Origin of the sequence: Acinetobacter sp. UBA5984, from assembly GCF_002429925.1 — a bacterium.
Classification (GTDB): Bacteria; Pseudomonadota; Gammaproteobacteria; order Pseudomonadales; family Moraxellaceae; genus Acinetobacter; species Acinetobacter variabilis.
The window spans coordinates 1-22833 of the sequence record NZ_DJBE01000061.1; the positions used below are offsets into that span (position 1 = coordinate 1).

General features: G+C 40.7%; 22 protein-coding genes and 1 pseudogene. 22 read left to right on the forward strand and 1 reads right to left on the reverse strand.

Annotated features, from left to right (window positions below):
• The 10 genes and pseudogenes from B3J29_RS10130 to urtE all read left to right on the forward strand — a co-directional run.
• The coding region (locus B3J29_RS10130; protein WP_286965261.1) for a type VI secretion system baseplate subunit TssG at window positions 1-584 on the forward strand (584 nt) is incomplete at its 5' end.
• Entirely contained in the window at window positions 581-2044 is a 1464-nt protein-coding gene (locus B3J29_RS10135) for a hypothetical protein (protein WP_286965262.1), read from the forward strand. The genes B3J29_RS10130 and B3J29_RS10135, both read left to right, overlap by 4 nt.
• A 45-nt stretch (window positions 2045-2089) precedes the next feature.
• Window positions 2090-5918 (forward strand): annotated as a pseudogene (gene tssM, locus B3J29_RS10140) (type VI secretion system membrane subunit TssM).
• A 42-nt stretch (window positions 5919-5960) separates the two neighbouring features.
• Complete coding sequence (gene tagF, locus B3J29_RS10145; RefSeq protein ID WP_286965263.1) at window positions 5961-6920, forward strand: type VI secretion system-associated protein TagF; 960 nt, start codon at window positions 5961-5963, stop codon at window positions 6918-6920.
• Between the two features lies 1 nt (window position 6921).
• Window positions 6922-7689 (forward strand): OmpA family protein, encoded by a 768-nt coding sequence (locus B3J29_RS10150; RefSeq protein ID WP_286965264.1) that lies wholly within the window; start codon window positions 6922-6924, stop codon window positions 7687-7689.
• A gap of 450 nt (window positions 7690-8139) precedes the next feature.
• On the forward strand, window positions 8140-9378 hold the full coding sequence (gene urtA, locus B3J29_RS10155; RefSeq protein WP_376745564.1) for an urea ABC transporter substrate-binding protein: 1239 nt from the start codon (window positions 8140-8142) through the stop codon (window positions 9376-9378).
• Window positions 9379-9462: 84 nt separating this feature from the next.
• Window positions 9463-11100 (forward strand): urea ABC transporter permease subunit UrtB, encoded by a 1638-nt coding sequence (gene urtB / locus B3J29_RS10160; RefSeq protein WP_286965268.1) that lies wholly within the window; start codon window positions 9463-9465, stop codon window positions 11098-11100.
• 4 nt (window positions 11101-11104) lie between these two features.
• Window positions 11105-12178 (forward strand): urea ABC transporter permease subunit UrtC, encoded by a 1074-nt coding sequence (gene urtC, locus B3J29_RS10165; protein ID WP_286965269.1) that lies wholly within the window; start codon window positions 11105-11107, stop codon window positions 12176-12178.
• A complete protein-coding gene (gene urtD / locus B3J29_RS10170) occupies window positions 12175-12993 on the forward strand; it encodes an urea ABC transporter ATP-binding protein UrtD (protein WP_179992534.1) in 819 nt (272 codons plus the stop codon). Before urtC ends, urtD begins: the two co-directional genes overlap by 4 nt.
• 11 nt (window positions 12994-13004) lie before the next feature.
• A complete protein-coding gene (gene urtE / locus B3J29_RS10175; protein WP_286965273.1) occupies window positions 13005-13703 on the forward strand; it encodes an urea ABC transporter ATP-binding subunit UrtE in 699 nt (232 codons plus the stop codon).
• 87 nt (window positions 13704-13790) lie between these two features.
• On the opposite strand, the gene B3J29_RS10180 is transcribed toward urtE, so the two are convergent.
• Window positions 13791-14495, reverse strand: coding sequence for a phospholipase D family protein (locus B3J29_RS10180; RefSeq protein ID WP_286965275.1), 705 nt, complete (start codon window positions 14493-14495; stop codon window positions 13791-13793).
• Between the two features lie 249 nt (window positions 14496-14744).
• On the opposite strand from B3J29_RS10180, the gene ureE reads away from it, so the two are divergent.
• The 12 genes from ureE (at window position 14745) to puuE (ending at window position 22769) form a co-directional block, all read left to right on the forward strand.
• A complete protein-coding gene (ureE, locus tag B3J29_RS10185) occupies window positions 14745-15227 on the forward strand; it encodes an urease accessory protein UreE (protein ID WP_004785867.1) in 483 nt (160 codons plus the stop codon).
• Window positions 15214-15879: an urease accessory protein UreF gene (locus B3J29_RS10190; protein WP_004785865.1), complete on the forward strand. Its 666-nt coding sequence runs from the start codon at window positions 15214-15216 to the stop codon at window positions 15877-15879. The genes ureE and B3J29_RS10190 overlap by 14 nt, the downstream gene beginning before the upstream one ends.
• 81 nt (window positions 15880-15960) lie before the next feature.
• Window positions 15961-16575 carry an urease accessory protein UreG gene (ureG, locus tag B3J29_RS10195; protein WP_034171444.1) on the forward strand — a complete coding sequence of 205 codons (615 nt, stop codon included), beginning with the start codon at window positions 15961-15963 and terminating at the stop codon, window positions 16573-16575.
• A gap of 13 nt (window positions 16576-16588) precedes the next feature.
• Window positions 16589-17155, forward strand: coding sequence for a HupE/UreJ family protein (locus B3J29_RS10200; RefSeq protein WP_286965280.1), 567 nt, complete (start codon window positions 16589-16591; stop codon window positions 17153-17155).
• Window positions 17156-17198: 43 nt separating this feature from the next.
• On the forward strand, window positions 17199-18074 hold the full coding sequence (locus B3J29_RS10205; RefSeq protein ID WP_286965282.1) for an urease accessory protein UreD: 876 nt from the start codon (window positions 17199-17201) through the stop codon (window positions 18072-18074).
• Between the two features lie 160 nt (window positions 18075-18234).
• The gene (gene ureA, locus B3J29_RS10210; RefSeq protein WP_286965285.1) at window positions 18235-18537 is read left to right on the forward strand and encodes an urease subunit gamma; all 303 of its coding nucleotides are present in this window, start codon (window positions 18235-18237) and stop codon (window positions 18535-18537) included.
• Between the two features lie 9 nt (window positions 18538-18546).
• Complete coding sequence (locus B3J29_RS10215) at window positions 18547-18858, forward strand: urease subunit beta (RefSeq protein ID WP_005235571.1); 312 nt, start codon at window positions 18547-18549, stop codon at window positions 18856-18858.
• A gap of 33 nt (window positions 18859-18891) precedes the next feature.
• Entirely contained in the window at window positions 18892-20592 is a 1701-nt protein-coding gene (ureC, locus tag B3J29_RS10220) for an urease subunit alpha (RefSeq protein WP_286965290.1), read from the forward strand.
• Window positions 20593-20699: 107 nt separating this feature from the next.
• A complete protein-coding gene (locus B3J29_RS10225; RefSeq protein WP_052209102.1) occupies window positions 20700-21041 on the forward strand; it encodes a hypothetical protein in 342 nt (113 codons plus the stop codon).
• A gap of 93 nt (window positions 21042-21134) precedes the next feature.
• Complete coding sequence (locus tag B3J29_RS10230) at window positions 21135-21500, forward strand: DUF2971 domain-containing protein (protein ID WP_286965295.1); 366 nt, start codon at window positions 21135-21137, stop codon at window positions 21498-21500.
• A 16-nt stretch (window positions 21501-21516) separates the two neighbouring features.
• Window positions 21517-21678 (forward strand): hypothetical protein, encoded by a 162-nt coding sequence (locus tag B3J29_RS10235; protein ID WP_286965298.1) that lies wholly within the window; start codon window positions 21517-21519, stop codon window positions 21676-21678.
• Window positions 21679-21803: 125 nt separating this feature from the next.
• Window positions 21804-22769 (forward strand): allantoinase PuuE, encoded by a 966-nt coding sequence (gene puuE, locus B3J29_RS10240; RefSeq protein ID WP_286965301.1) that lies wholly within the window; start codon window positions 21804-21806, stop codon window positions 22767-22769.
• Window positions 22770-22833 lie beyond the last annotated feature (64 nt).

Consider the following 22833-nt stretch of genomic DNA (forward strand, 5'->3'; position numbering starts at 1 on the left):
GCATACTTTTTGAAACACCACCAAAAATTTTACATGCCTTAAATGGTTATGTGGAAGAGCAACAAGACCAACAGTACATAGATGATTATTTTGCTGAATTTGCAGGTTTAATGCAGGGACAAAATAATAGTGAATATGCTTTGAAAACCATTCTGTCCTGTATTTTTCAATTTGATTTTGAAATCAAGCAGCTGATGCCAGAGCAATTCCATTTAGATGATCAGCAGAAAAGTTCTTTGAGTGAAGCTCGACCAGTTGCACTCGGCATAAATAGTTTTTGTGGTGAAAATATTACTCAAATAGATGAAAGAATCGAAATTATGATTGGTCCTTTACGCCGAAAGGATTATCTAAATTTCTTAGCCCAAGGGACATACAGCCTTAAATTACAAAAAATGATCAACACTTGGTGCAGTCCGACTATGCAAGTCGATATTCGACTGATTCTGGATAAACAAGATCTTTTATCTATAGAGCTTGGTAAAGACAGTTCAATGACATTGGGTCAAGGGGCCTTCATCATGCCTAAACAGGCTGAACATAATAATGAAACGTGTTATTGCTTAAAGGGGAGCATGGCATGATCAAATTTATCATTTCTGCTTTTCTGGTCCTTACTATTTTAATTGGCACTTTAGTGATCTATTACTGGCGAGATAGCAACTACGATCCATCCCAAATGGATCTGATCTGGTCTTTTATCTTGTTACCAATTTCACTTTGTCTACTAATTCTAAGCCCTTATTTTATTTATAAAACTATTCAATATTTCCGCAACAAAAAACTGCAGCAACAAAAAGATCAGGAATTATCTATTTTAATACAGCAAAAAGAAAAACAAGCTGCGAATTTAGCTAAGCAAACAGCCCAGCATTACACTTTGAACATTTTATCCAGCGCTGCTTGGCATTGTTTTGGAGAAAATGAAGAAATCATACAGTTTATGCAGCAGTTTAGAAGCCCTGAACTGGATTTCCAACTGAGCAATAATTATGGCTTGCCACTTTTATCTTATCGTATTACAGCACTCGATCAGTGGCTGGAAAAAACTCAAGATGGTGATGAAGATCAATCTTTAATTTTGACTACACGTGAATGGCGAATACAGCAGTTAATTCGGCAGCAACTGCAAAAGCATGAACATAGCTTGCAAGGGATTTCCCAGCAATTAAAACGTTCTACACTTTTTTATGAGAGTGACTTTGCCTACCAATACCGTATACATCCCGGATGGAATCCAGAAAATCTTCATGAAAATTTCAATGAGAAAGAGGATATTTCTCATAAAGAGATAGAAACTGTAGTACGTTTAAATCGTCTCAATGTTTATATCTTATTAGCAGAAAATCTGATTCACACTTGGGATGATCAGGTTTTTCAAACTCAACTTTTACAGCAGTTAGAAGATGATTACTCATTCCGGGCAGATCATCTGCATATTGAATTCTATTATTTCAGCCAACCAAAGGCTTATGCTTCTTATATTGAACTTTTACAAGAGATTGCTCAGCAGCCTGGACAAGCAAACCTGATTATTATGGTGGATTCTGAAATCGATCAGGACTGGCTGGATGAACAACTTTGGCAAAATGAGCAATATATTGCTTCAGAATATGCAGCCAGTTGGTGCTTGACTGCTGAACAGGTCGTTCTTGAGGTAGTTCCTATATTACAAAAAATAAGAATAACTGATCAAACCAAAAAGTTAGAAAATTATTTAACTGAGCAGCAGTTAGATTTAGCTGGTCAGATTGAAAAAGAACAGGCCTTTGTATTGCTCTTAGATGAAACAAAAAAATCCAAAAACCTTCATCAATTACAGCAAACTTTTATTCCGATTGGAGTTCATCCAGAATTTTTTATTTATATCCAATCTTTTATAGGAAATACGCAATGTTTAGGACATATTTTTGGGATGATGTTAGTGACACAGATGCGGGACAATATTATTACGATAACCTATAGCCTGGAACAAGAAAACACATATATTTATTGTGAAAATAAAGATTTAGAAAAAATTGAAGCAACAGCTTTAGTCGCATAAATAACTAAAAATATAGAATAATTAGAGATTATAGTGAATACATTAATTTATACGATCCTAGGTTATGTCTGGCAATATGTCACTCATCCTAAAGTGATCATGGCCCTATCTTTCTTAGTTGTTCTGATTTCAATGAAGAATACGGTATCTGATCGGATCTTCTGGAGTCTGGCAGCTATTTATATTGCTGTTCTGGTTGGCTGGGGAATTTATGAGCTGATTCAACGCTATCGCCATGGCAAAAAGGGTAAGGCGCTAGCTGAGGCCATGTCCAAAAATGCTGAAGCAGAAAATAAATATAAAAATAAGGAAGAACTGCAACTGATTAATCAGCAAATGAAGCAGTCAATCCAACTTCTCCGAAAATCTAAATTGGGGGATCGTAAAGGCAATGCAGCCCTTTATGAATTGCCTTGGTATATGGTCATTGGCAATCCGGCAGCAGGAAAAAGTTCAGCGATTTATCATTCTGGATTAAATTTCCCGTTTGAAGAAACCCATCGTAAAACGGTGTCTGCTGGTTTAAGTGGTACACGAAACTGTGACTAGTTTTTCTCTACAGACGGTGTTTTACTGGATACAGCCGGACGTTATTCAGTATATAGCGAAGATCATTCCGAATGGCTGGGTTTTCTCAATATTCTAAAAAAGAGTCGTTCTAAAGCACCAATTAATGGGCTAATTGTCATTGTCAGCATTGCTGAGCTGGTGAGCCAGAGCCCAGACAAATCAATTCAACTGGCAAAAAAATTGCGTGCCCGGATTCAGGACTTGACTGAACGTTTAGAAGTTGTAACACCCGTATATCTGATCTTTTCTAAAATGGATCTGATTGCCGGCTTTACTGAATTTTTTGATTGTTATAGCGAGCATGAGTTCAATCAGACCTGGGGTGGCTACCTTAGCCTACGATCCTCAGTCCAGTGAGAATGCGGTTCAGCTCTTTGAGAAGCATTATAATATTTTATATGACGGTCTAAAAAATGTCAGTCATACCCATTTGTCTCTTCGTCATTCTCAATATATTTCACCAAGTGTGATGACTTTTCCGCTTGAGTTTAAAAGTTTAAAACCGGTATTAAGAACCTTTATTTCAGCCCTATTTCAGGAAAATCCTTACCAGTTTAAACCAGTATTTCGTGGCTTTTACTTTACTAGTGCCTTGCAGGAAGGAACCATTGAAAGCCCAAAAACCGAACAGATTGCTGAAGATTTTCACCTGATTCGAAGTGAAGATGCTGAATTTGGTCTACCTACACGATCGATATCTCAAGATCATGGATATTTTCTAAAAAACCTGTTTTCAGAAGTGATTTTAAAAGATAAAAATCTGGTTAAACAACAGATTAACCCGTTGCGTAAACGTCAGCGTTTTATCGGGTTTATAGGCACTCTGCTGACAGTTGCGATTGTACTCAGTTTATGGATCTGGTCATATCGTAATAACCAGCAACTAATGAGCGAAATCCAGAATGATTTAAATAAAGTTGTGCAGCTGCAACAGCAATCTGGTCATGAACTCTCGACCCAACTGGATGCTTTATTGATTTTGCAAGATCATTTGCAACAATTGGATCAATATGAACAGCAGCTTCCATTCAAATACAGTTTTGGACTCTATCAAGGTGATCAAATTCGGGAACAGCTCGAAACTGAATATTTAAAAGGGATAGAGTTGCTGGTACTGCAACCCACACAACAAAATATTGCCCAATACTTACAACAGCTCAAATTAAATGAAGCTCATCTGAAAGCCAATTATATCAATGTACCTGTACAGCAAACTGTTCAAGTGCAACAAGTGATATCAGAACCGTCTGAGAAGAATCCGCAAGATGCTTATAATGCCTTGAAAACTTACTTGATGCTGAGTAATCGGCAGTATATCGAGGCGGGACATCTGAGCGATCAGGTCACCCGTTTCTGGCGTTCCTGGTTGGACACCCATCGTGGTGAGATGCCTCGTGCCGAGATGATTCAGAAAGCTGAACAGCTATTAAGTTATGCCATGACCTTAACCAATCGCCAGCATTTCCCTCAATTAAATTCTGATGCGGTGTTGGTCGAGCAAAGCCGTCAGATTTTAACCGCGATTACAACAGGCGTTTCGGCACGAGATCGCGTCTATAACGAGATAAAAATGCGTGCTTCTGTGCGTTACCCCACTTTGACATTGAAACAGATCCTAGAACAAGATACTCAATCCACGATGTTAGGTGGTTATGCCATACCGGGTTTTTTTAGCTATCAAGCCTGGAACGAGTATGTACAACCTGCGATTGAAAAGGCGGCACAAAATCCGACAGAGAGTAAAGACTGGGTACTGAATGTCTCAAAATCTGATGATCTCAGTTTTAGTGGCAGTCCGGAACAAATCCGTAAACAGCTCACAGAGATGTATAAAAAGGAATATATTGCCGAATGGCGTAAGTTCCTGAATGGTATTCATTATGCTAAAGCAGCAGACATGAACCAGCAGATCCGCCAAATGGATATTCTGGGAGAAACAGAACATTCTCCAATCCGAATCTTATTGCAACGTGTTGCCAAAGAAACCAGTTGGGATAATCCAATGGTTCAAGCGGAATTAGCGACGCCACAAAAAGGTTTCATGGCCTGGTTTAAACGAAAAATTTTAAGACATGATGAGAAAAATCTGGCACAAAATGCAGATGCTCATTTGTCTCAAGGCATAATTGCCCAAGATTTTCAGGTGCTATACCAAATTGTCCGCCAGCGAGATGATCTGAAAAACAAATCATTACTGGATGAATATCTTGCGTTACTGGACAAGATGCGTAGCCAGTTCAATGACCTGAAAAGTTCTGGTGATATTGGTCCAGCAAGTATGGCTATACTACGACAAACGATTCATGAGCAGAATTCTACCTTTAATTTAAGCCAGAAATTTGTCACTGAAAAAATGTCTATAGGAAGCCAGGAACTCGATCAGCAAATCCTGCAAAAGATTTTAGTCGCACCACTGACACAGGCCTTCTCGAGTCTGATTCCACCAGCACAGGCTGAAATCAATAAGTTATGGCAGATTCACGCTTATCAGCCATTTAGCGGTAGTCTTGCACATAAATACCCTTTTAACAGCCAAGCCAGCTTGCAAGCAACAACGGCCGAGATTAACCAGATTTTTGCTGAAAATGGCAGTATTGCCCGCTTTGTAAAAGAATATCTGGATCCTTTAGTAATTCGTCGTGGCTATCAGCTGACTTCTAAAACCTGGCAGGATTTAGGTGTCGGTTTGAATCCTGCTTTTGTGTCAAATTTTCAAAATTATGTTGCACCTGTACATGGGGTCGCTACAGGTGAATTAAACCAAAGTTCGAATAGGGCAATCTCTTCAAATCAGTCAAATTTCCAGTTCTATCCTTTGGAAAATCCGAACGTATTGTCCTATAACATTGAGATTGATGGACAGCGTATGCAGTTTGAAAACGGCATTCAACAATGGGTGAATTTTATCTGGCCAAATCCCGGAACGATTCCGGGTGCAAGGATTAGCGTAGTCGATCTAGAAGGAAAGACCCATACCATTTTTGATGAGCCAGGTGAATATGGGATTAATCGGTTGATTGATTCAGCGCAGCGGCAGCAAAAAGGGAATATTTTTGAAATGGTTTGGCAGAGCAAAGCGCAGCCGAACCTAGCAGTAAAAGTTAATTTCCGTCTGGTCAGTGGAGATACTTCTAGTTCGATTGCAGGAGGTGCGGGGTATCACAATTTACAGCTGGTTGATCAGGTCATGTCAAACAAAGCGGTTCGAGTGGTTGCTGCACAGTCAGCAACTAACAATGGTCAGTTAACGTCATCTTTAACGATGGCGACTAGCCAGCAAAAGTTAGAGGCAACTGCACCATGATGTGGATCAATTTATGGGAGCAGAATTTTGAGGTGAGTGGCGATGTATAAACTATCGACTCAGCCTTTTTATTATGGAAAATGCCCAGCTCATGGTGACTTCTTAAAATCCCAAGGCCAGCATGGGCTGATTCAATCTATAGACCGTTGGATCAGTAAAGCGCTTGAATATGCGATGCAGTCTAGCAATTTCAAGCAGTATTATATCAAATTGCCATCTTTAGATTTTTTCCTAGTCAATCTTCAGGTAGGTCAGTTTTTGGTGGCAAACCTGATCAGCAGTGAAGATTATTCAGGCCGTCATTTTCCAATGGTTTTAGGACAAGTTATTGAAACGGCTCAGTCTCATGAAAACCTGATGTATTTAACTTACCGGTTTAAACCGATGCTGATCGAGCTTTATCAGCGTAATCGGGTGATACGCTCGGTTCAGAGTCCGGGTATTTTATTAGATAAATTAAGTAAATTAACAGATCAAAGTTCGGTATATAGTGCTGAAGATGTTCAGCATTTTTATGATACGCAGACATTGAATTCGCTGGCTAGGCTCATGGGGAGCACAGTATATAAACTAGTACAAACACTGATTGCACTCGGATTATTGCTGCAACCCATTATTCCGCAGGGTACAGACCGGTTAAATAAAATTCTGATTTTACCTATTCATAACATGCCCTATTGCTATGAAGTCGCTGCATTTTGGATCAATCTGATTAGCCTGTTTATACAGAAACAGTCTAGTCATTTATTTATTGGATTGTTGCATGCAGATCAACCGGTTTTATTATGTGGCTTCCAAGGTACTGACAGTACAGCTTTAGGTGATATTTTTAATCAAAATATGCAGAGTCAGCATTGGGTGTCCTTGGTGCACGCGACTTGGATTGATCCTTATTTAGAACAAAATGCAGGACTAGCAGTGTTAGAACAAATACTGAATCAACAACGGATGAGCCTGACTAATATTATTCAAATTTTTAAACAAACATTTATTGAAGAATAAGATGAAAAAAAAGAAATATATTGACCCAATAAAAATATTAATAAGTGTCTTAGGGCTAAGTACAAGCTTTATGATTTTCGCTCAACCGATTGTGATTGAAGGGGTAGTGCCAAATGAGAAAATAAAGACTGAGATTTTGGCTAAAGCTTATAGCATTTATGGACAGCAAAATGTGGTGGATCAGATTCAGGTTCGCCAGGTTACAACACCGAGTGACTGGATAAATACAGTAACGAAAGTGATTAATGATGATCTTAAAAAGGTGAAACAGGGCAATTTAACGGTAAAAGGAACAGAGATTAAGCTGACAGGAAAATTGTCCAACTCTGAAGATTTACAAACAACTCAAGTTAAATTTCAAAGTTTGATACCAGTAAATTTTCGCTTAAATACCCAGTTTTCACTGAATCAGGCAGAACAGCAGATTATTGATGCTGTATTAAAAAATCGTATTATTGAATTTGAATCTGGTAGTACAATTTTAGCGGCATCAGGGGTGCAGATTTTAGATGAAATGGCAGTTGTATTGAAACGTGTGCGTGGAAAAAAGGTCAAGATTTTAGGGCATACAGACAGTTCTGGAGATGCTGATAAAAATATCATTTTGAGTCAGCAACGTGCAGATGCGGTTAAAACTTATCTAATTCATAAGAATATTCCGGCTGAATCTTTAAGCACTGAAGGCCTTGGTTCGAATAAACCAGTTGCTGATAACACAACTTCCGAAGGGCGTAAAAAAAATCGCAGAATTGAGTTTGAGGTGCTTTAATAAGGAGAGTGAGTAGTCAAAAAATTTAAAAATATGAACGGATTTTTAGAATAAGCCAAAAAGTTATGCTTAAAGAAGAAACAATATGGAGTTTTAAAATTTAGAAATGAACTCAAGGTTAGAAAACGCATCATAAATAAGCATTATTGAAATTTAAGTTTGAAAAGCCTGCACTTTTTTGAGGTTTTATAGTCTAATTAATTGATTTTCAGCCTCAGACTTTATTTTCTATTTTAGGGCAACATGTATTTATTGGTGCAAAATTTAATCTCTATTTTTATTCGAAGTAGATAATCATAATGAAATTCAGTGGTTTAAAATTATAAATTAAAAGTGGCACAGTATTTGAATAGCTTCTCTCAAATTTTCTAAAAAAGCCTAACTAGGGTTGGAGAGAAGTAAATGAAAGTCGAACAAAAAAAGTTTTCTAAAAATTTAATTGTTGCTGCGATGTTGGGGACACTGACTTTAACAGGTTGTTCGAAGTCGCCTGAAGATAAAACGGCCGCTACCTCTGAGCCGAAAGCAGCTGCAACTAGTGGGGAAACGATTAAAGTTGGTATTTTGCATTCTTTATCTGGCACGATGGCCATTTCTGAAACTTCATTAAAAGATACAGCAATAATGGCGATTAATGAAATCAATGCAAATGGGGGTGTCTTAGGTAAAAAGCTTGAACCGGTTATCGTTGATCCAGCATCTGACTGGCCACTATTTGCTGAAAAAGCACGTCAGCTCATCACTCAGGATAAAGTTGCTGTTATCTTTGGTTGCTGGACTTCAGTATCGCGTAAATCGGTATTGCCAGTGGTTGAAGAGTTAAACGGCTTACTGTTCTATCCAGTCCAATACGAAGGTCAGGAACAATCTAAAAATATTTTCTATACCGGTGCTGCGCCTAACCAGCAAGCGATTCCGGCTGTTGAATATCTGATGAGTGAAGAAGGCGGTAAAGCAGAACGCTTTGTCTTACTAGGTACCGATTATGTTTACCCACGTACCACCAACAAAATTCTCCGTGCTTTCCTGAAATCTAAAGGCGTCGCTGATGCTGACATCATGGAAGAGTACACACCATTTGGTCATAGTAATTATCAAACCATTGTCGGTAACGTGAAAAAATTTGCTGCAGGCAAAAAGACTGCGGTGATCTCAACCATCAACGGCGATTCAAACGTACCGTTCTATCGTGAATTGGGTAATCAGGGCATTAAAGCTTCTGATATTCCGGTGATGGCATTCTCTGTAGGTGAAGAAGAGCTTCGTGGTATTGATACCAAGCCATTGGTCGGCCATTTAGCGGCATGGAACTACTTCATGTCCGTGAAAAATCCGAAAAATACTGAATTCAGCGGCAAGATGAAACAGTATGCCGTGGAATACAAACTGCCAAATGCAGACAAGTTTGTGACCAATGACCCGATGGAAGCGACTTATGTGGGTATCAATATGTGGAAACAGGCGGTAGAAAAAGCCGGTTCTACTGAGGTGGATAAAGTTCGTGAAGCAATGGCAGGTCAGACTTTCGATGCACCATCTGGCTATCAATTACAAATGGATGCTAACAACCATCATTTACATAAACCGGTGATGATTGGTCAGATCCGTGGTGATGGTCAGTTTGACGTGGTTTATAAGACTCCGAAAACCATCGCTGCTGAGCCATGGAGCCCATACATTCCTAAATAATTTCCTCCAAAGCCTGCTGCCTCGGCAGTAGGTCTTTCTTGTTTTTCATTTCCCAGACGGGACAGATAAATAGGGAGGGCACTCATGTCCACTCGCCTAAATCTCGCGGCCATTTTTTTAATTTTGAGTCAGTGTTTATGTCTCAATATGGTGCATGCGGAAACTCAATCTAGCGAAACAACCGTATCACAATCATCTCAACAGTCACTTGATGCCATTCAGCAGTTTGTTCGTGGGGACTTTGCCACTCGTCGTGCTTTATTAAATCAGTGGCCAGCCAGTGTTGAACAACTTGATCAGCTGGCAGAATTTGTTGAAAAAGATCAGCTTTATACTGACAGTGCAGGCAATACTTATATTCTGGAAGCAGAAGACAAATTGGTCAGCTATCCGGATAAAAAAGCCGTTGAAACCTGGCCATCTGATGTAACGCAAATTACGTTGGTAAATACCTTACATAAAGCACTGACCTTCGGTTTAGCAAAAAAGAAATTAAATTCAGACGAAGCCTCTCAGCGACTTGAGGCGATTGATATTCTGGAAAGTAACTTGTCTGAACTTGATGCTCAAGCTATCAATCAGATGTATTTAAATGAAAAAAATAATACGGTTAAATCACGTTTTGCCCAGTTAAAAGCACGTCTGGATTATCAGTCTGAAGATGTCCTGACCAAAATAGAAGCGGCAAAAGTTTTAAAAGACTCCAATAGACCAGACGTTCTTGCACTGGTTGAAAATGAACTGGCTCAGCCAAATTTGCATCCCGATTTAAAAGCAGCGCTGGTCGATGCCAGAAGCAGTATCAAAACTCGAATTCAGGCCAGTGAATGGGCCGGACATGTATTTTCCGGTTTAAGTACTGCCAGTATTTTATTGCTTGCGGCTTTAGGATTAGCCATTACATATGGCTTGCTCGGTGTCATTAATATGGCGCATGGCGAGCTGATCATGATCGGGGCTTATACCACTTATGTAGTGCAAAGTTTCTTTAAATCCCATTTTAGTGGTTGGGTAGATTGGTATCTGATTGCAGCGATTCCTGCGGCATTTATTGTCAGTGCAGCGATTGGCATGCTGATCGAACGTAGCGTGATTCGTCCTTTATATGGCCGTCAACTGGAAACCTTATTGGCCACCTTTGGGGTGAGCCTGATTCTGATGCAATTGGTGCGGATGATCTTTGGCGCACAAAATGTTGAAGTATCCAACATTTCATGGCTTTCAGGCGGGATCTCGATTACTCCAAGCCTGATGCTGCCTTATAACCGTATCGCAATTATTGTGTTTACTGTAGCTGTCTTACTTTTACTGGTTTATCTACTCAATAAAACCCGTTTTGGTTTATTTGTCCGTGCCGTTACGCAAAATCGTCAAATGGCTCGTGCGGTCGGTATACGATCCAGCCGGATTGACATGATGGCATTTGGTCTAGGTTCAGGTCTTGCGGGTCTTGCCGGTTGTGCCTTGGCGCAAGTGGGTAATGTTGGGCCAGATTTGGGCCAGAACTATATTATTGATGCTTTCCTTGTAGTTGTTGTCGGTGGTGTTGGTCAGGTATGGGGTGCAGTTCTTGCCGCTTTGGGACTGGGTGTCAGCGGTACCGTACTGGAAATTGGTATGGGTGCAGTATTGGCGAAAATTATTCTCTTGGTTCTTGTGATTTTGTTTATTCAGAAACGTCCACAAGGTTTGTTTGCCATTAAAGGACGCTTTGTGGAGTAAGCCTATGAAAATCACATCACTACTTTCAGATAAACCTTATAGCACACTCGCAATTGCGATCTGTTTTGTTATTTTACTGGCCTTGCCATGGCTGCATTTATTGCCAGCAGATTCAAGCCTGCATCTGTCTGCTTATTGGGTCACTTTGATCGGCAAGATCATGTGCTTGGCATTGGTGGCTTTAGCACTTGATCTGGTCTGGGGCTATGCCGGTATTTTAAGTTTAGGTCATGGCCTGTACTTTGCCTTGGGTAGTTATGCCTTTGGGATGTATCTAATACGTCAATCAGCAGGTGATGGTTTGCCTGACTTTATGCGTTTTCTGAGCTGGACTGAGTTACCCTGGTTTTGGGTGGGGACTAATCATTTCTGGTGGGCCATGATACTTGTGGTTCTGATACCAGGACTGATTGCTTTTATTTTCGGCTTCTTCGCTTTCCGCTCCAAAATCAAAGGCGTTTACTTTTCGATTATTACTCAGGCGATGACCTTTGCGGCAGCGCTTTTATTCTTCCGTAATGAAACAGGCTTTGGCGGGAATAACGGATTTACCGGTTTCAAAACCATTTTAGGCATGGACATTACCTCAGCACCGATGCGTGCCAGCCTATGTTTTATCACGGCTCTGGTGTTATTGCTGTGCTTTGTTGGTCTACGCCATTTAATGAATAAACCTTATGGTCGTGTGCTTGGCGCAATTCGTGACAGTGAAAATCGCCTGCAATATTTAGGTTACCGTACGCTTTGGTACAAGCTGTCAGCCTGGGTATTATCTGCTGTGATTGCAGGTATCGCTGGCGCATTGTATGTACCACAAGCCGGGATTATTAACCCAAGCGAAATGAATCCAGTGAACTCGATTGAAATGGCAGTCTGGGTAGCGGCTGGTGGTCGAGGTACCTTGATTGGGCCGATTCTGGGTGCAGGCTTAATTAATGCAGTAAAAACTTATTTTACTGTGGCGTATCCAGAAGCATGGTTACTAATTCTGGGGGCATTATTTATTGTGGTCACCATCTTCCTGCCTAAAGGTTTGATTGGTTTATTCGACCGTTTTAAAAAGGAGCGTAGCGAATGAGTGAAATTTTACAACCTCATGGCGGCCATGCTTCTGAAGGCTATGGCCGACCAAAAGAGCAAGGGCCAGATTTTAGCCATGGGATCGCACTTTATCTGGAAAAAGTCAGTGTCTGGTTTGATGCTTTCCGTGCCTTAAATGATTTATCGCTGTATATCGAAGAAGGTGAATTGCGATGCATCATTGGGCCAAACGGCGCGGGTAAAACTACGTTGATGGATGTCATTACTGGGAAAACCCGTCCTACTGAAGGTTCTGCATTTTTTGGCCAAACCTATAATCTGGCGAAAATGAGTACTGAAGAAATTGCCGAAGCTGGCATCGGGCGTAAATTCCAGAAACCAACGGTGTTTGAAAATTTCACCGTGATGGAAAATCTGCTCTTGGCTGCACCTAAAGATAAACGGGTGAAAAAAAGCTTTTTCAGCAAGCTCGATCCGGATGCACAAAATGCCTTGGATGAATCCTTACAGCAGATCCGCTTGCAGGAATTTATTCACAAACCTGCAGGGCTTTTATCTCACGGCCAGAAACAATGGTTGGAAATTGGTATGCTGCTGATGCAACGTCCAAAACTGATTTTACTGGATGAACCAGTGGCAGGGATGACTGATGCTGAAACTGAACGGACTGCTGAACTGTGTCTGGAACTGAAAAAGAATCATACCCTGGTAGTCGTCGAACACGATATGAGCTTCATCGATACTATTAGTGAGAAAGTCACGGTGCTGGCACAAGGGGCGATTCTGGCTGAAGGTACATTGGCAGAAGTACAGGCCAATGAAGAGGTTATTGAAAAGTATCTTGGACGTTAAGGGGCTGACTGATGCTAGAAGTTAAAGATGTAAATCAGTTTTATGGCGGTAGTCACATTTTACGTGATGTGTCTTTCAATGCGCCTGTTGGTGAGTGCTCAGTGGTACTAGGTCGTAACGGCGTTGGTAAAACGACATTACTTAAATGTCTGATGGGAATTTTGCCCATTAAATCAGGTCTGATTGTTTTAGATGGCAAAGATATTGCCAAACTGAGTCCTGAACAGCGGGTTCGGGCTGGCTTGGCTTATGTGCCACAAGGACGAGATATTTTTTCGACGTTAACCGTTGAAGAAAATATTCTGATTGGCATGGCGAAATTTAAAGGAACCAAAACTCGTAAAGTACCGGAACATCTCTATGAGATTTTTCCGGTATTAGAAGAAATGAAATATCGACGAGGTGGTGACTTATCCGGTGGCCAGCAACAACAACTGGCGATTGCCCGCGCATTGGCATCTGAACCGCGTGTGCTCATTTTGGATGAACCGACTGAGGGGATTCAGCCATCTATCATTAAAGATATTGGTCGGGTAATTCGTAAGCTGGCTGATGGCGGTGAAATGGCGATTGTTCTGGTAGAACAGTTCTATGACTTTGCTGAAGAACTGGCAGATGGTTATACGGTTATGGCACGTGGACAAGTGATTGCTCAGGGTGTTGGAAGTGAAATGCCAGAAAGAGGGATTCGGGATCTGGTGGCGATTTAAACTCCCTCTCCCTGACCCTCTCCCAAAGGGAGAGGGAAAGACGCCTCTCTTTATAAAAGGGAGGTTTGGAGGGATTTATAAATATAATTAAATCTCTATATTCTCACTCCATAAAAAATACATGCCATATTGTCCAGTTCGGAATTCTCCATCTGCAGATTTACCTTCATCTGTTAAAAAATGCTTTCCATTTTCATTGAGTGTTAGATAACCTTTGGCAATCAATTTCTCAAAAGTGTCTGCTGTTTTTAAGCCTAGTTTTGCTGCAAGCTTCGCTGTGGTCAGCTTCGTGAACGCTGTATTTTCTTCTGATTTATTCTCTTCAGTTGGGATGGTCTCTGCTTTTACCTCATCTAAAGTAATACGGACCTCATCACTAATTCGAATAATCCGTTGTGCTTCTTCATAAGCTTCTTTAAATACATCATTATCTTCGTACTTGCGGATTAGAATCCCCATTTCATTGTTATTCACTTGGCTAAATTCATAGAGATTCAGGCTTGAAATGATGCACTCTGATTCATTCAAATAGCATTTTGCATGTAGATTTTTACAAAAACTTAGACGCACATAATCCAGCTTTTGCATCCATTTAATTTCATCAGGATGCAGATCACTTTTACCGTAAACAATACGGATATCAATTTTTAGCCGATCTTTGTCTTCCAATAGCTCTTTAATACGATCATTGAGACGCAAATATGGACTAATTAAAATTAAACGCTCTTTGGCATTTTTAATAAGTTCTTCTAGAAAGAAATTTGTTCCGCTTGTGTTTAAAAATTTTGCCATTTATTTCTCATATTCTTATTTAATCATTGTAGAGATATTAGCTTAAATTTTTGAATCAAGAAAATAATTTAACTTACGGATTAGCTCAACAAAAAAATTTGAGATTTTATATTTCATTCAATTTTAGATCTTTTAACAAACCAAGTTGGCACGATAACTGCTTTATTTTGATGCAAATTTTAAATGCTAAAAAATATTTGGTTTCAATTTGGAACAAATACAGGATTTATCAGCATCAGTAGGGTAGTTATGAAAATTTATACGCAACGTTTGGAAAACATTGCACCAGAAAGTGATTTTGAGTCTCTTGAACTCACATTCGATACACGACAAAAGAGCCGTTTTCGTGCAACTTTAAAAAATGGTGTCGATATTGGTGCAGATTTACCACGTACTGGAATCTTGCGTAGTGGTTCTTTTATAGCAACTGCACAGGGTGACATTCTTCGGGTCGATGCGAAACCTGAAAAATTGATGCAGGTGACTACAAACAATAGCTTTGACTTATTAAAAGCAGCCTATCACCTAGGGAACCGTCATGTTCCTCTCATGTTAACACCTACTGCATTGTACTTTGAACCGGATCATGTACTGGCTGAAATGGTGCAGGGTTTAGGCCTTGAAGTTCAGGAAGTCATGCACCCATTTGAACCAGAAAGCGGTGCTTATGCACAGCATCAGCATGACCACCGTTTAAGCCCAATCAAGGCTTTACATCATGTCCATCACTAATGCATCTCAGCTACTCAGCTTGCTGACTCTATCTTCAACGGCATTGCCGATTGGAGCGTACTGTTATTCGCAAGGGGTGGAAAGTGCGATTGAAAAAGGCATGGTACATGATGAAGCCTCTTGTGTGAGCTACTTCCAGGAAGTATTGGAAATGCTGCTGGTGCGTTTTGAGCTTCCAGTACTCAAGCGTCTGGTAGAAACTTTTGATGATGCAGAACAGTTTCAGTATTGGGCAGAACTGTATCGGGCCAGCCGAGAATCCAAAGAATTACTGGCTGAATCTCAGCAGTTGGCATTTTCCTTGAATGCATGGATTAGAGATGTTTTAAAACAGTCCCCGAGCGTAAAAAAGCAATTAGGGTTTGTGCCGGTGTATGCACATTTATGTGGTGAACTGGGTTTAGATCTTGCAGATGTATTAACTGCTTATAGCTTTACAGTTTTGGAAAATCAGGTGCTGGCAGCAGTAAAGACCATCCCACTTGGGCAAATGAGTGGGCAGCGGATTATTTGGCAATTACATCAGGAAATTCCTGAAGCTGTACAGGCAGCATTAGCTTTGGACGATCATGAAATCAGCAGCGCATTACCGCAATATGCCATGTTGAGTATGTCGCACGAAACCCAGTATTCACGCTTATTCCGGTCTTAGTTTTCAGATTAGAACAGCAGTAAAAAATTTGAAAAGCATCATTAAAACTGATGCCCAGAAAATGTAATAAAGGAAATCAACATGTCAGAACGTAGTCCATTACGCGTTGGAATTGGTGGTCCGGTTGGATCAGGTAAAACTGCTTTAACCCTGAATTTATGTCTTGCACTGCGTGAAAAATACAATATGGCAGTGGTGACCAATGACATCTACACCAAAGAAGACTCGAACTTTTTAACCCGGCATGAAGCGATGTCGCCTGACCGTATTGTCGGTGTAGAAACAGGCGGCTGCCCACATACTGCGATTCGTGAAGATGCGTCCATTAACCTGGCTGCGATTGATGATTTGTGTGAAAAGTTTGATGGGCTGGAATTGATCATTATTGAAAGTGGTGGCGATAACCTTGCAGCAACCTTTAGCCCGGAATTATCTGATCTCACTTTATACGTGATCGATGTTGCCGGTGGCGAGAAAATTCCACGTAAAGGCGGTCCCGGTATTACCAAGTCGGATCTGCTGATTATCAATAAAACGGATTTGGCGCCAATGGTCGGTGCCAGCCTGGAGGTGATGGATCAGGATACGAAGCGGATGCGTGGCGATAAACCATTTTTATTTTCTAATATGAAAACACAAGATGGCTTGAACGAGATTATCAGCTTTATTGAAAAACAAGGTTTATTTAAGTCTTAAGGGGAAATTCATCATGCGTCTATTCAAACAGTTACTGGTTGCAGGTATTGCTGCTTTACCTATGTTGGCAATGGCTCACGCGGGACATGACCATCACAGTGGATTCTGGTCTGGCTTTGTCCATCCTTTTACCGGTTTAGATCACCTGATGATGGCGATTGCCTTTGGTGTACTGATGTGGACTGCAAATCAACGCTGGAAAATTTCGGGTCTCATCGGTCTGGCAGTAGCGATGGTTGCAGGCTTTGTGCTCGGTAGCAAGGGTCTGCTTTCAACTTCACTGGCTGAGTCAGGCATCATCGCTTCATTGGTCATTTTAGCTGTTGCGCTGTGGACTAAATCGAATAAGGTTTTGCCTGTCGCTGCAATCTTATTGGCCAGCTTCCACGGCGTGGCGCATGGAAGTGAATTGGGACAAGACGGACATGTATCCCTATTAATTGTTGGCATGGTTTCAGCAATGGCTTTGATTTATGGCGCAGGCTTGGCTCTGGGTGCATTCGTAAAAAAATATGTGCCTTATGGCAAGCAGATCGTTGGTGGTCTAGCTGCAGTTGTTGCTGTCATTGTCCTGGCTTAATGCCTGGAAAATCATTTTCAGATGAAATTGAGTTGATTTGTTGATGCATGAACTGGCAGAAAAAAGCACACAGCAGAACTTATGGTATGCACGTCTGGAAATGGGATTTCAGGCGCAGCAACAGACTACGCGAACCATTTTGCAGCACCGCAAGCATCATGGTCCGGTACGCATCCAGAAAATGTTATGGCCTGAATCTAACGGAATCTGTCATGCCATTATCGTGCATCCGCCAGCAGGGATTGCCGGTGGAGATCATCTCACTTTTGATATGCAGGTAGATGCCAATGCTCATGCCTTGGTGACCACACCAGGCGCAGGTAAATGGTACAGAACCAATGGCAAGCAGGCTTTTCAGCATATTCACATCCGTTTAAATGACAATGCGATTTTTGAATGGCTACCTCAAGAAACCATGCTATTTGATGGGGCTAATGCCAGTTCCGAAACAATCTTCCATTTAGATGCGGCAGCCAGTTTTATCGGTTGGGATATGCTGGTGATCGGCCGTCAGGCACGAGATGAGCAGTTTGTACAGGGGGCTTATCAAAACCGTTTTCAACTTTGGCGCAAAGACAAATTGCTGGTCGTAGATACTTTGAATTTTAAAGGTAACGACCGTTGGCTCAGTTCGTGTCTAGGTATGAATGGACATGCGGTGATGGGCAGCTTCTGGGCTGTACCGCCTGAAAAATACCGTGCGAGTTTTTATCTGGAACAGCATCTCGATTTGATTCGTGAGCTCATTATGCGGATGGATGTTCCGATTACCTTGACCTTGCTTGGCGATGTAGTTAGCGCACGTTTTCTGGGAGATGATGTCCGTCAATGCCATGATGGCTTTGCTGCAATTCGCGCCCGTTTAAGACGTTACTGGTTCGATCTGGATGAGGCATTTCCGAGGATTTGGCGGACGTAATCCTTTAATTCCCTCTCCTTATAGGAGAGGGTCAGGGAGAGGTGATTAAGCATTTATTAAAACCCTCCCTCTAACTCCCTCCCAAAGAGAGAGAACACCAAATATCGAATCTTGCACATATTTTGCTTAGAAATACATATATATCAATGAGGAACCAGTTATGGAACTCAATCCTACAGAAAAAGATAAACTGCTGATTTTTACTACGGGTCTGGTGGCAGAGCGTCGTAAAGCTCGAGGTTTGAAGCTGAATTATCCAGAAGCCATTGCCTATATTTCTGCAGCACTGCTTGAAGGTGCGCGTGATGGCATGACGGTCAGTGAATTAATGCATTACGGTACGACCTTATTGACACGTGATGATGTCATGGAAGGCATTCCGGAAATGATTGCAGAAGTGCAGGTTGAAGCAACCTTTCCAGATGGATCAAAGCTAGTCACTGTCCATCAACCGATCGTATAGGAGCAGTACATGATTCCAGGAGAAATTTTTACGCCTGAGAGCGATATTGAAATGAATGTCGGTCGGGAAGTTTTGAAGGTAACTGTTGCTAATATTGGTGATCGACCGATTCAGGTCGGATCACATTTCCATTTTGCCGAAGCGAATGATGCCTTGCAATTTGATCGTGAACTAGCCAAAGGCTTTCGCTTAAATATTGCAGCGGGAACGGCGATTCGTTTTGAACCTGGGCAAAAACGCGATGTGGAATTGGTTGCATTAGCAGGTAAACGTGAGGTTTACGGTTTCGCCGGGCGAATCATGGGCAAGCTCGATTCATAAAAATTGCAGCAGAATTATAAAGGTTTATAAATCATGAAAATGTCACGTCGTGCTTATGCCGAAATGTTTGGACCGACTGTAGGAGATCGTGTTCGTCTAGCTGATACCGAATTATTTATTGAAGTCGAACAGGATTTCACCACTTATGGTGAAGAAGTTAAATTTGGTGGCGGTAAAGTCATTCGTGATGGTATGGGGCAATCACAACTTTTGTCATTCGATGTGGCTGACACTGTCATTACAAATGCGCTGATTGTTGACTGGTGGGGTATTGTAAAGGCCGATGTAGGCCTAAAAAATGGTCGAATCTGGAAAATCGGTAAAGCCGGTAACCCGGATATCCAGCCAAATATTACCATTCCATTGGGTGCTGCAACTGAAGTCATTGCTGGTGAAGGACAAATATTAACACCTGGCGGAATTGATACCCATATTCACTGGATCTGCCCGCAGCAAGTTGAAACGGCACTGATGTCTGGCACAACCACGATGGTCGGTGGCGGTACGGGTCCGGCAGCTGGAACTTCTGCGACCACTGTAACTCCAGGACCTTGGCATATTGCCACTATGTTACAAGCGATTGATGATTTACCGATGAATATTGGTTTATTAGGCAAAGGCAACTTAAGCCAGCCAGAGCCAATTGCAGAACAAATTAAAGCTGGTGTAGTTGGATTAAAACTGCATGAAGATTGGGGCTCGACACCAGCAGCGATTGATAACTGTCTGACTGTGGCCGATCAGTATGATGTGCAGGTTGCTATTCATACTGACACACTAAACGAAAGTGGCTTTCTGGAAGAAACTTTGGCAGCTTTTAAAAACCGAACCATTCATACCTATCATACTGAAGGTGCAGGTGGCGGACATGCTCCTGATATTCTAAAAGCCATTGGTCAACCGAATGTATTACCATCTTCAACCAATCCAACCCGTCCATATACGGTAAATACCATTGATGAACATCTGGACATGTTGATGGTTTGTCATCATCTAGATCCAGCGATTGCAGAAGATGTGGCCTTTGCAGAAAGCCGTATTCGTCGCGAAACCATTGCTGCAGAAGATATATTGCAGGACATGGGCGCAATTGCCATGATGTCTTCTGACTCTCAGGCGATGGGCCGTGTCGGTGAAGTAATTTTACGGACTTGGCAAACGGCGCACAAAATGAAAGTGCAACGTGGGCCTCTGGAAGGTGATACTGCCTATAAAGACAATAACCGGGTTAAACGTTATATCGCCAAATATACGATTAATCCTGCAATTACTCACGGTTTAAGCCATGAAATTGGCTCTGTTGAAGAAGGTAAGTTAGCTGATCTGGTATTGTGGAAGCCTGCATTTTTTGGAGTAAAACCATCCATGATTATTAAAGGCGGGATGATTGCAGCAGCGCCAATGGGTGATATTAATGCTTCTATTCCAACGCCACAGCCTGTGCATTATCGTCCAATGTTTGGGGCTTATCCGCGCGGGGTACATAACACCTGTATTACATTCCTCTCACAAGTTGCAATTGATGATGGCGTACATGAAAAATTAGGTCTGAAAAAGTTGATTTCACCATGTAAGGCGACACGCCAGGTCACCAAACAGGATATGAAACATAATAGTTATTGCCCTGTAATGGAGGTGCATCCAGAAACTTATGAAGTTCGTGCCGATGGTGTGCATCTGACCTGTGAGCCAGCAGAAGTGTTGCCGATGGCGCAGCGGTACTTTTTGTTTTAATTGCTTCTAAAATCCCTCTCAAAAGAGGGATTTTTTTCAAAGTATATTTGAGTTATATAATTTAATCTTTAGTGTTAATTTATCAAGACTAAAAAAATGATTTTATTATGAACTTAGAAAAAATTTTACATGTACTTATGCAAGAAGTCTCAAGACCAGATTATTTAAGGCAATTTGAAAATATTAAATGTGATGATCAGTATTATTATCTCTATAAGCATTTAAGCTTTTATCCAAAGCTTCAAGTGTTAAATTTATTTAAAAAACTTCAATTAAAGTTTACCCATCCTGATAATTTTAATGATCCATATGATTGTATGGCATCTATTGAATTCAATAATGCGCCGAATGATGTTAAAGAAATTCTACATCAACATTTCTCTACAGTTATAAAAGTAAAACTGAGTGTAACTTGTTTTAATAATAATCCATTAGACTTCTTGCGTTAGTCAAAATTTAAACAGCCCAAAGCTACATTTTATAAGGTTTTAGCCAATTCAAAAATTAGGTAAAACGATACTTTCGCAAGAGATCTATTAAATATGCTTATGTGGTCTCATTATGCTCAAAGCCATAAAGGTTTTTTAGTTGAATTTAAAATCCCACATCCTAATCCTAAAGCTATGGTACATGAGGTATTTAATGTCCAAGCTGTAAAATATCAGAATGAATTTCCAAAAATTCCTTTAGATATATCAAATCCATTAGCAATGTTTGATGTAGCAAATGGAGCAAAATTGCTGGATTTCGTTGCGAATCAATATTTAATAAAATCAAAGGATTGGTCATATGAAAATGAATTTAGAACATTAGCACATGATTATGATTCTAGTAATTTTAATTCACTGTTAAAAGAAATTCCTGCAACTTATATATCTTCAGTGATTTTGGGGGGCAAAGCTCACTAATCATGACCCAAATAAAATGGCTTTAATTGAATCAATTAATTATTTTAATAAATACTATCAACAAGATATTAAAGTTTATGAGGCTGTTCTAAAACCTAATAGTTTTAAAATCACTGTTCCTAATCACCCAATTCTAGATAAAAATACTAAAACTTTAGCAGCATTTTTATCTAATTAAACTTGTGGAATGATAAGAAATATTAGGAATATTTTTAAATTTCATAGATGTTCTATTATGGCGCATAAATTGCTTGTCACGCTTATTCAATTTTACTGTTTGATATAATACATCAGGGATTAAACGTGACCAGCACATATCTACGCGGACAAGAACTCATAGATCAAATTCGAAACCAGCCTTATTCACGTGATTTGATTGGCTATCATGGCGATGTACCAAAAGTAGAATGGCCTAATCAGGCTCGTGTCGCAGTTCAGTTTGTACTGAATTATGAAGAAGGTGGTGAAAACCACATTGAACATGGTGATGCCGGTTCAGAACAGTTCTTATCCGACATTATTGGCGCAGCCAGCTTTCCAGACAAACACATGTCGATGGATTCTATGTATGAATATGGCTCACGTGCAGGTTTCTGGCGGATTCACAATGAGTTTAAAAAGCGTAATCTGCCGATGACTATTTTTGGGGTTGGGATGGCTTTAATCCGCAATCCTTATATAGTCGAAGCGATTAAAGAAGCCAATTATGATGTAGTGTCACATGGTCAGCGCTGGGTGCATTATCAGGACATGCCGATTGAACTTGAACGTCAATACATGGATCAGGCGATTAGCGTATTGGAAACCCTGCTCGGCAAAGCACCGATTGGCTGGTATACCGGTCGGGATAGTCCAAATACCCGTCAATTGCTGGCTGACTTTCCTCAGATTCAATATGACTGCGACAACTACGGAGATGACTTGCCATTTTGGAGCACATTGACCAATCAGGCAGGTGAAACACGCCCTCATTTGATCATCCCCTATACTTTAGAAAGCAATGATATGAAATTTAGTTCACCGGGCGGCTTTAATAGCGGGGAACAATTCTATCAATATTTAAAAGATGCCTTTGATGTACTCTATGCTGAAGGTGAAACTGAACCAAAAATGCTATCGATCGGGATGCATTGTCGTATTTTAGGGCGGCCGGGACGCTTTAAAGCCCTACAAAAGTTCCTCGATTATATTCAAGGTTATGAAAAAGTCTGGATTTGCCGACGGGGCGATATAGCAGCACATTGGTATAAATATCACGCACCAAAATGAGAAAAATATATTAAAAAAGAGAACCTTGAGTTCTCTTTTTTGCTTTATAGATCATATAAAAACA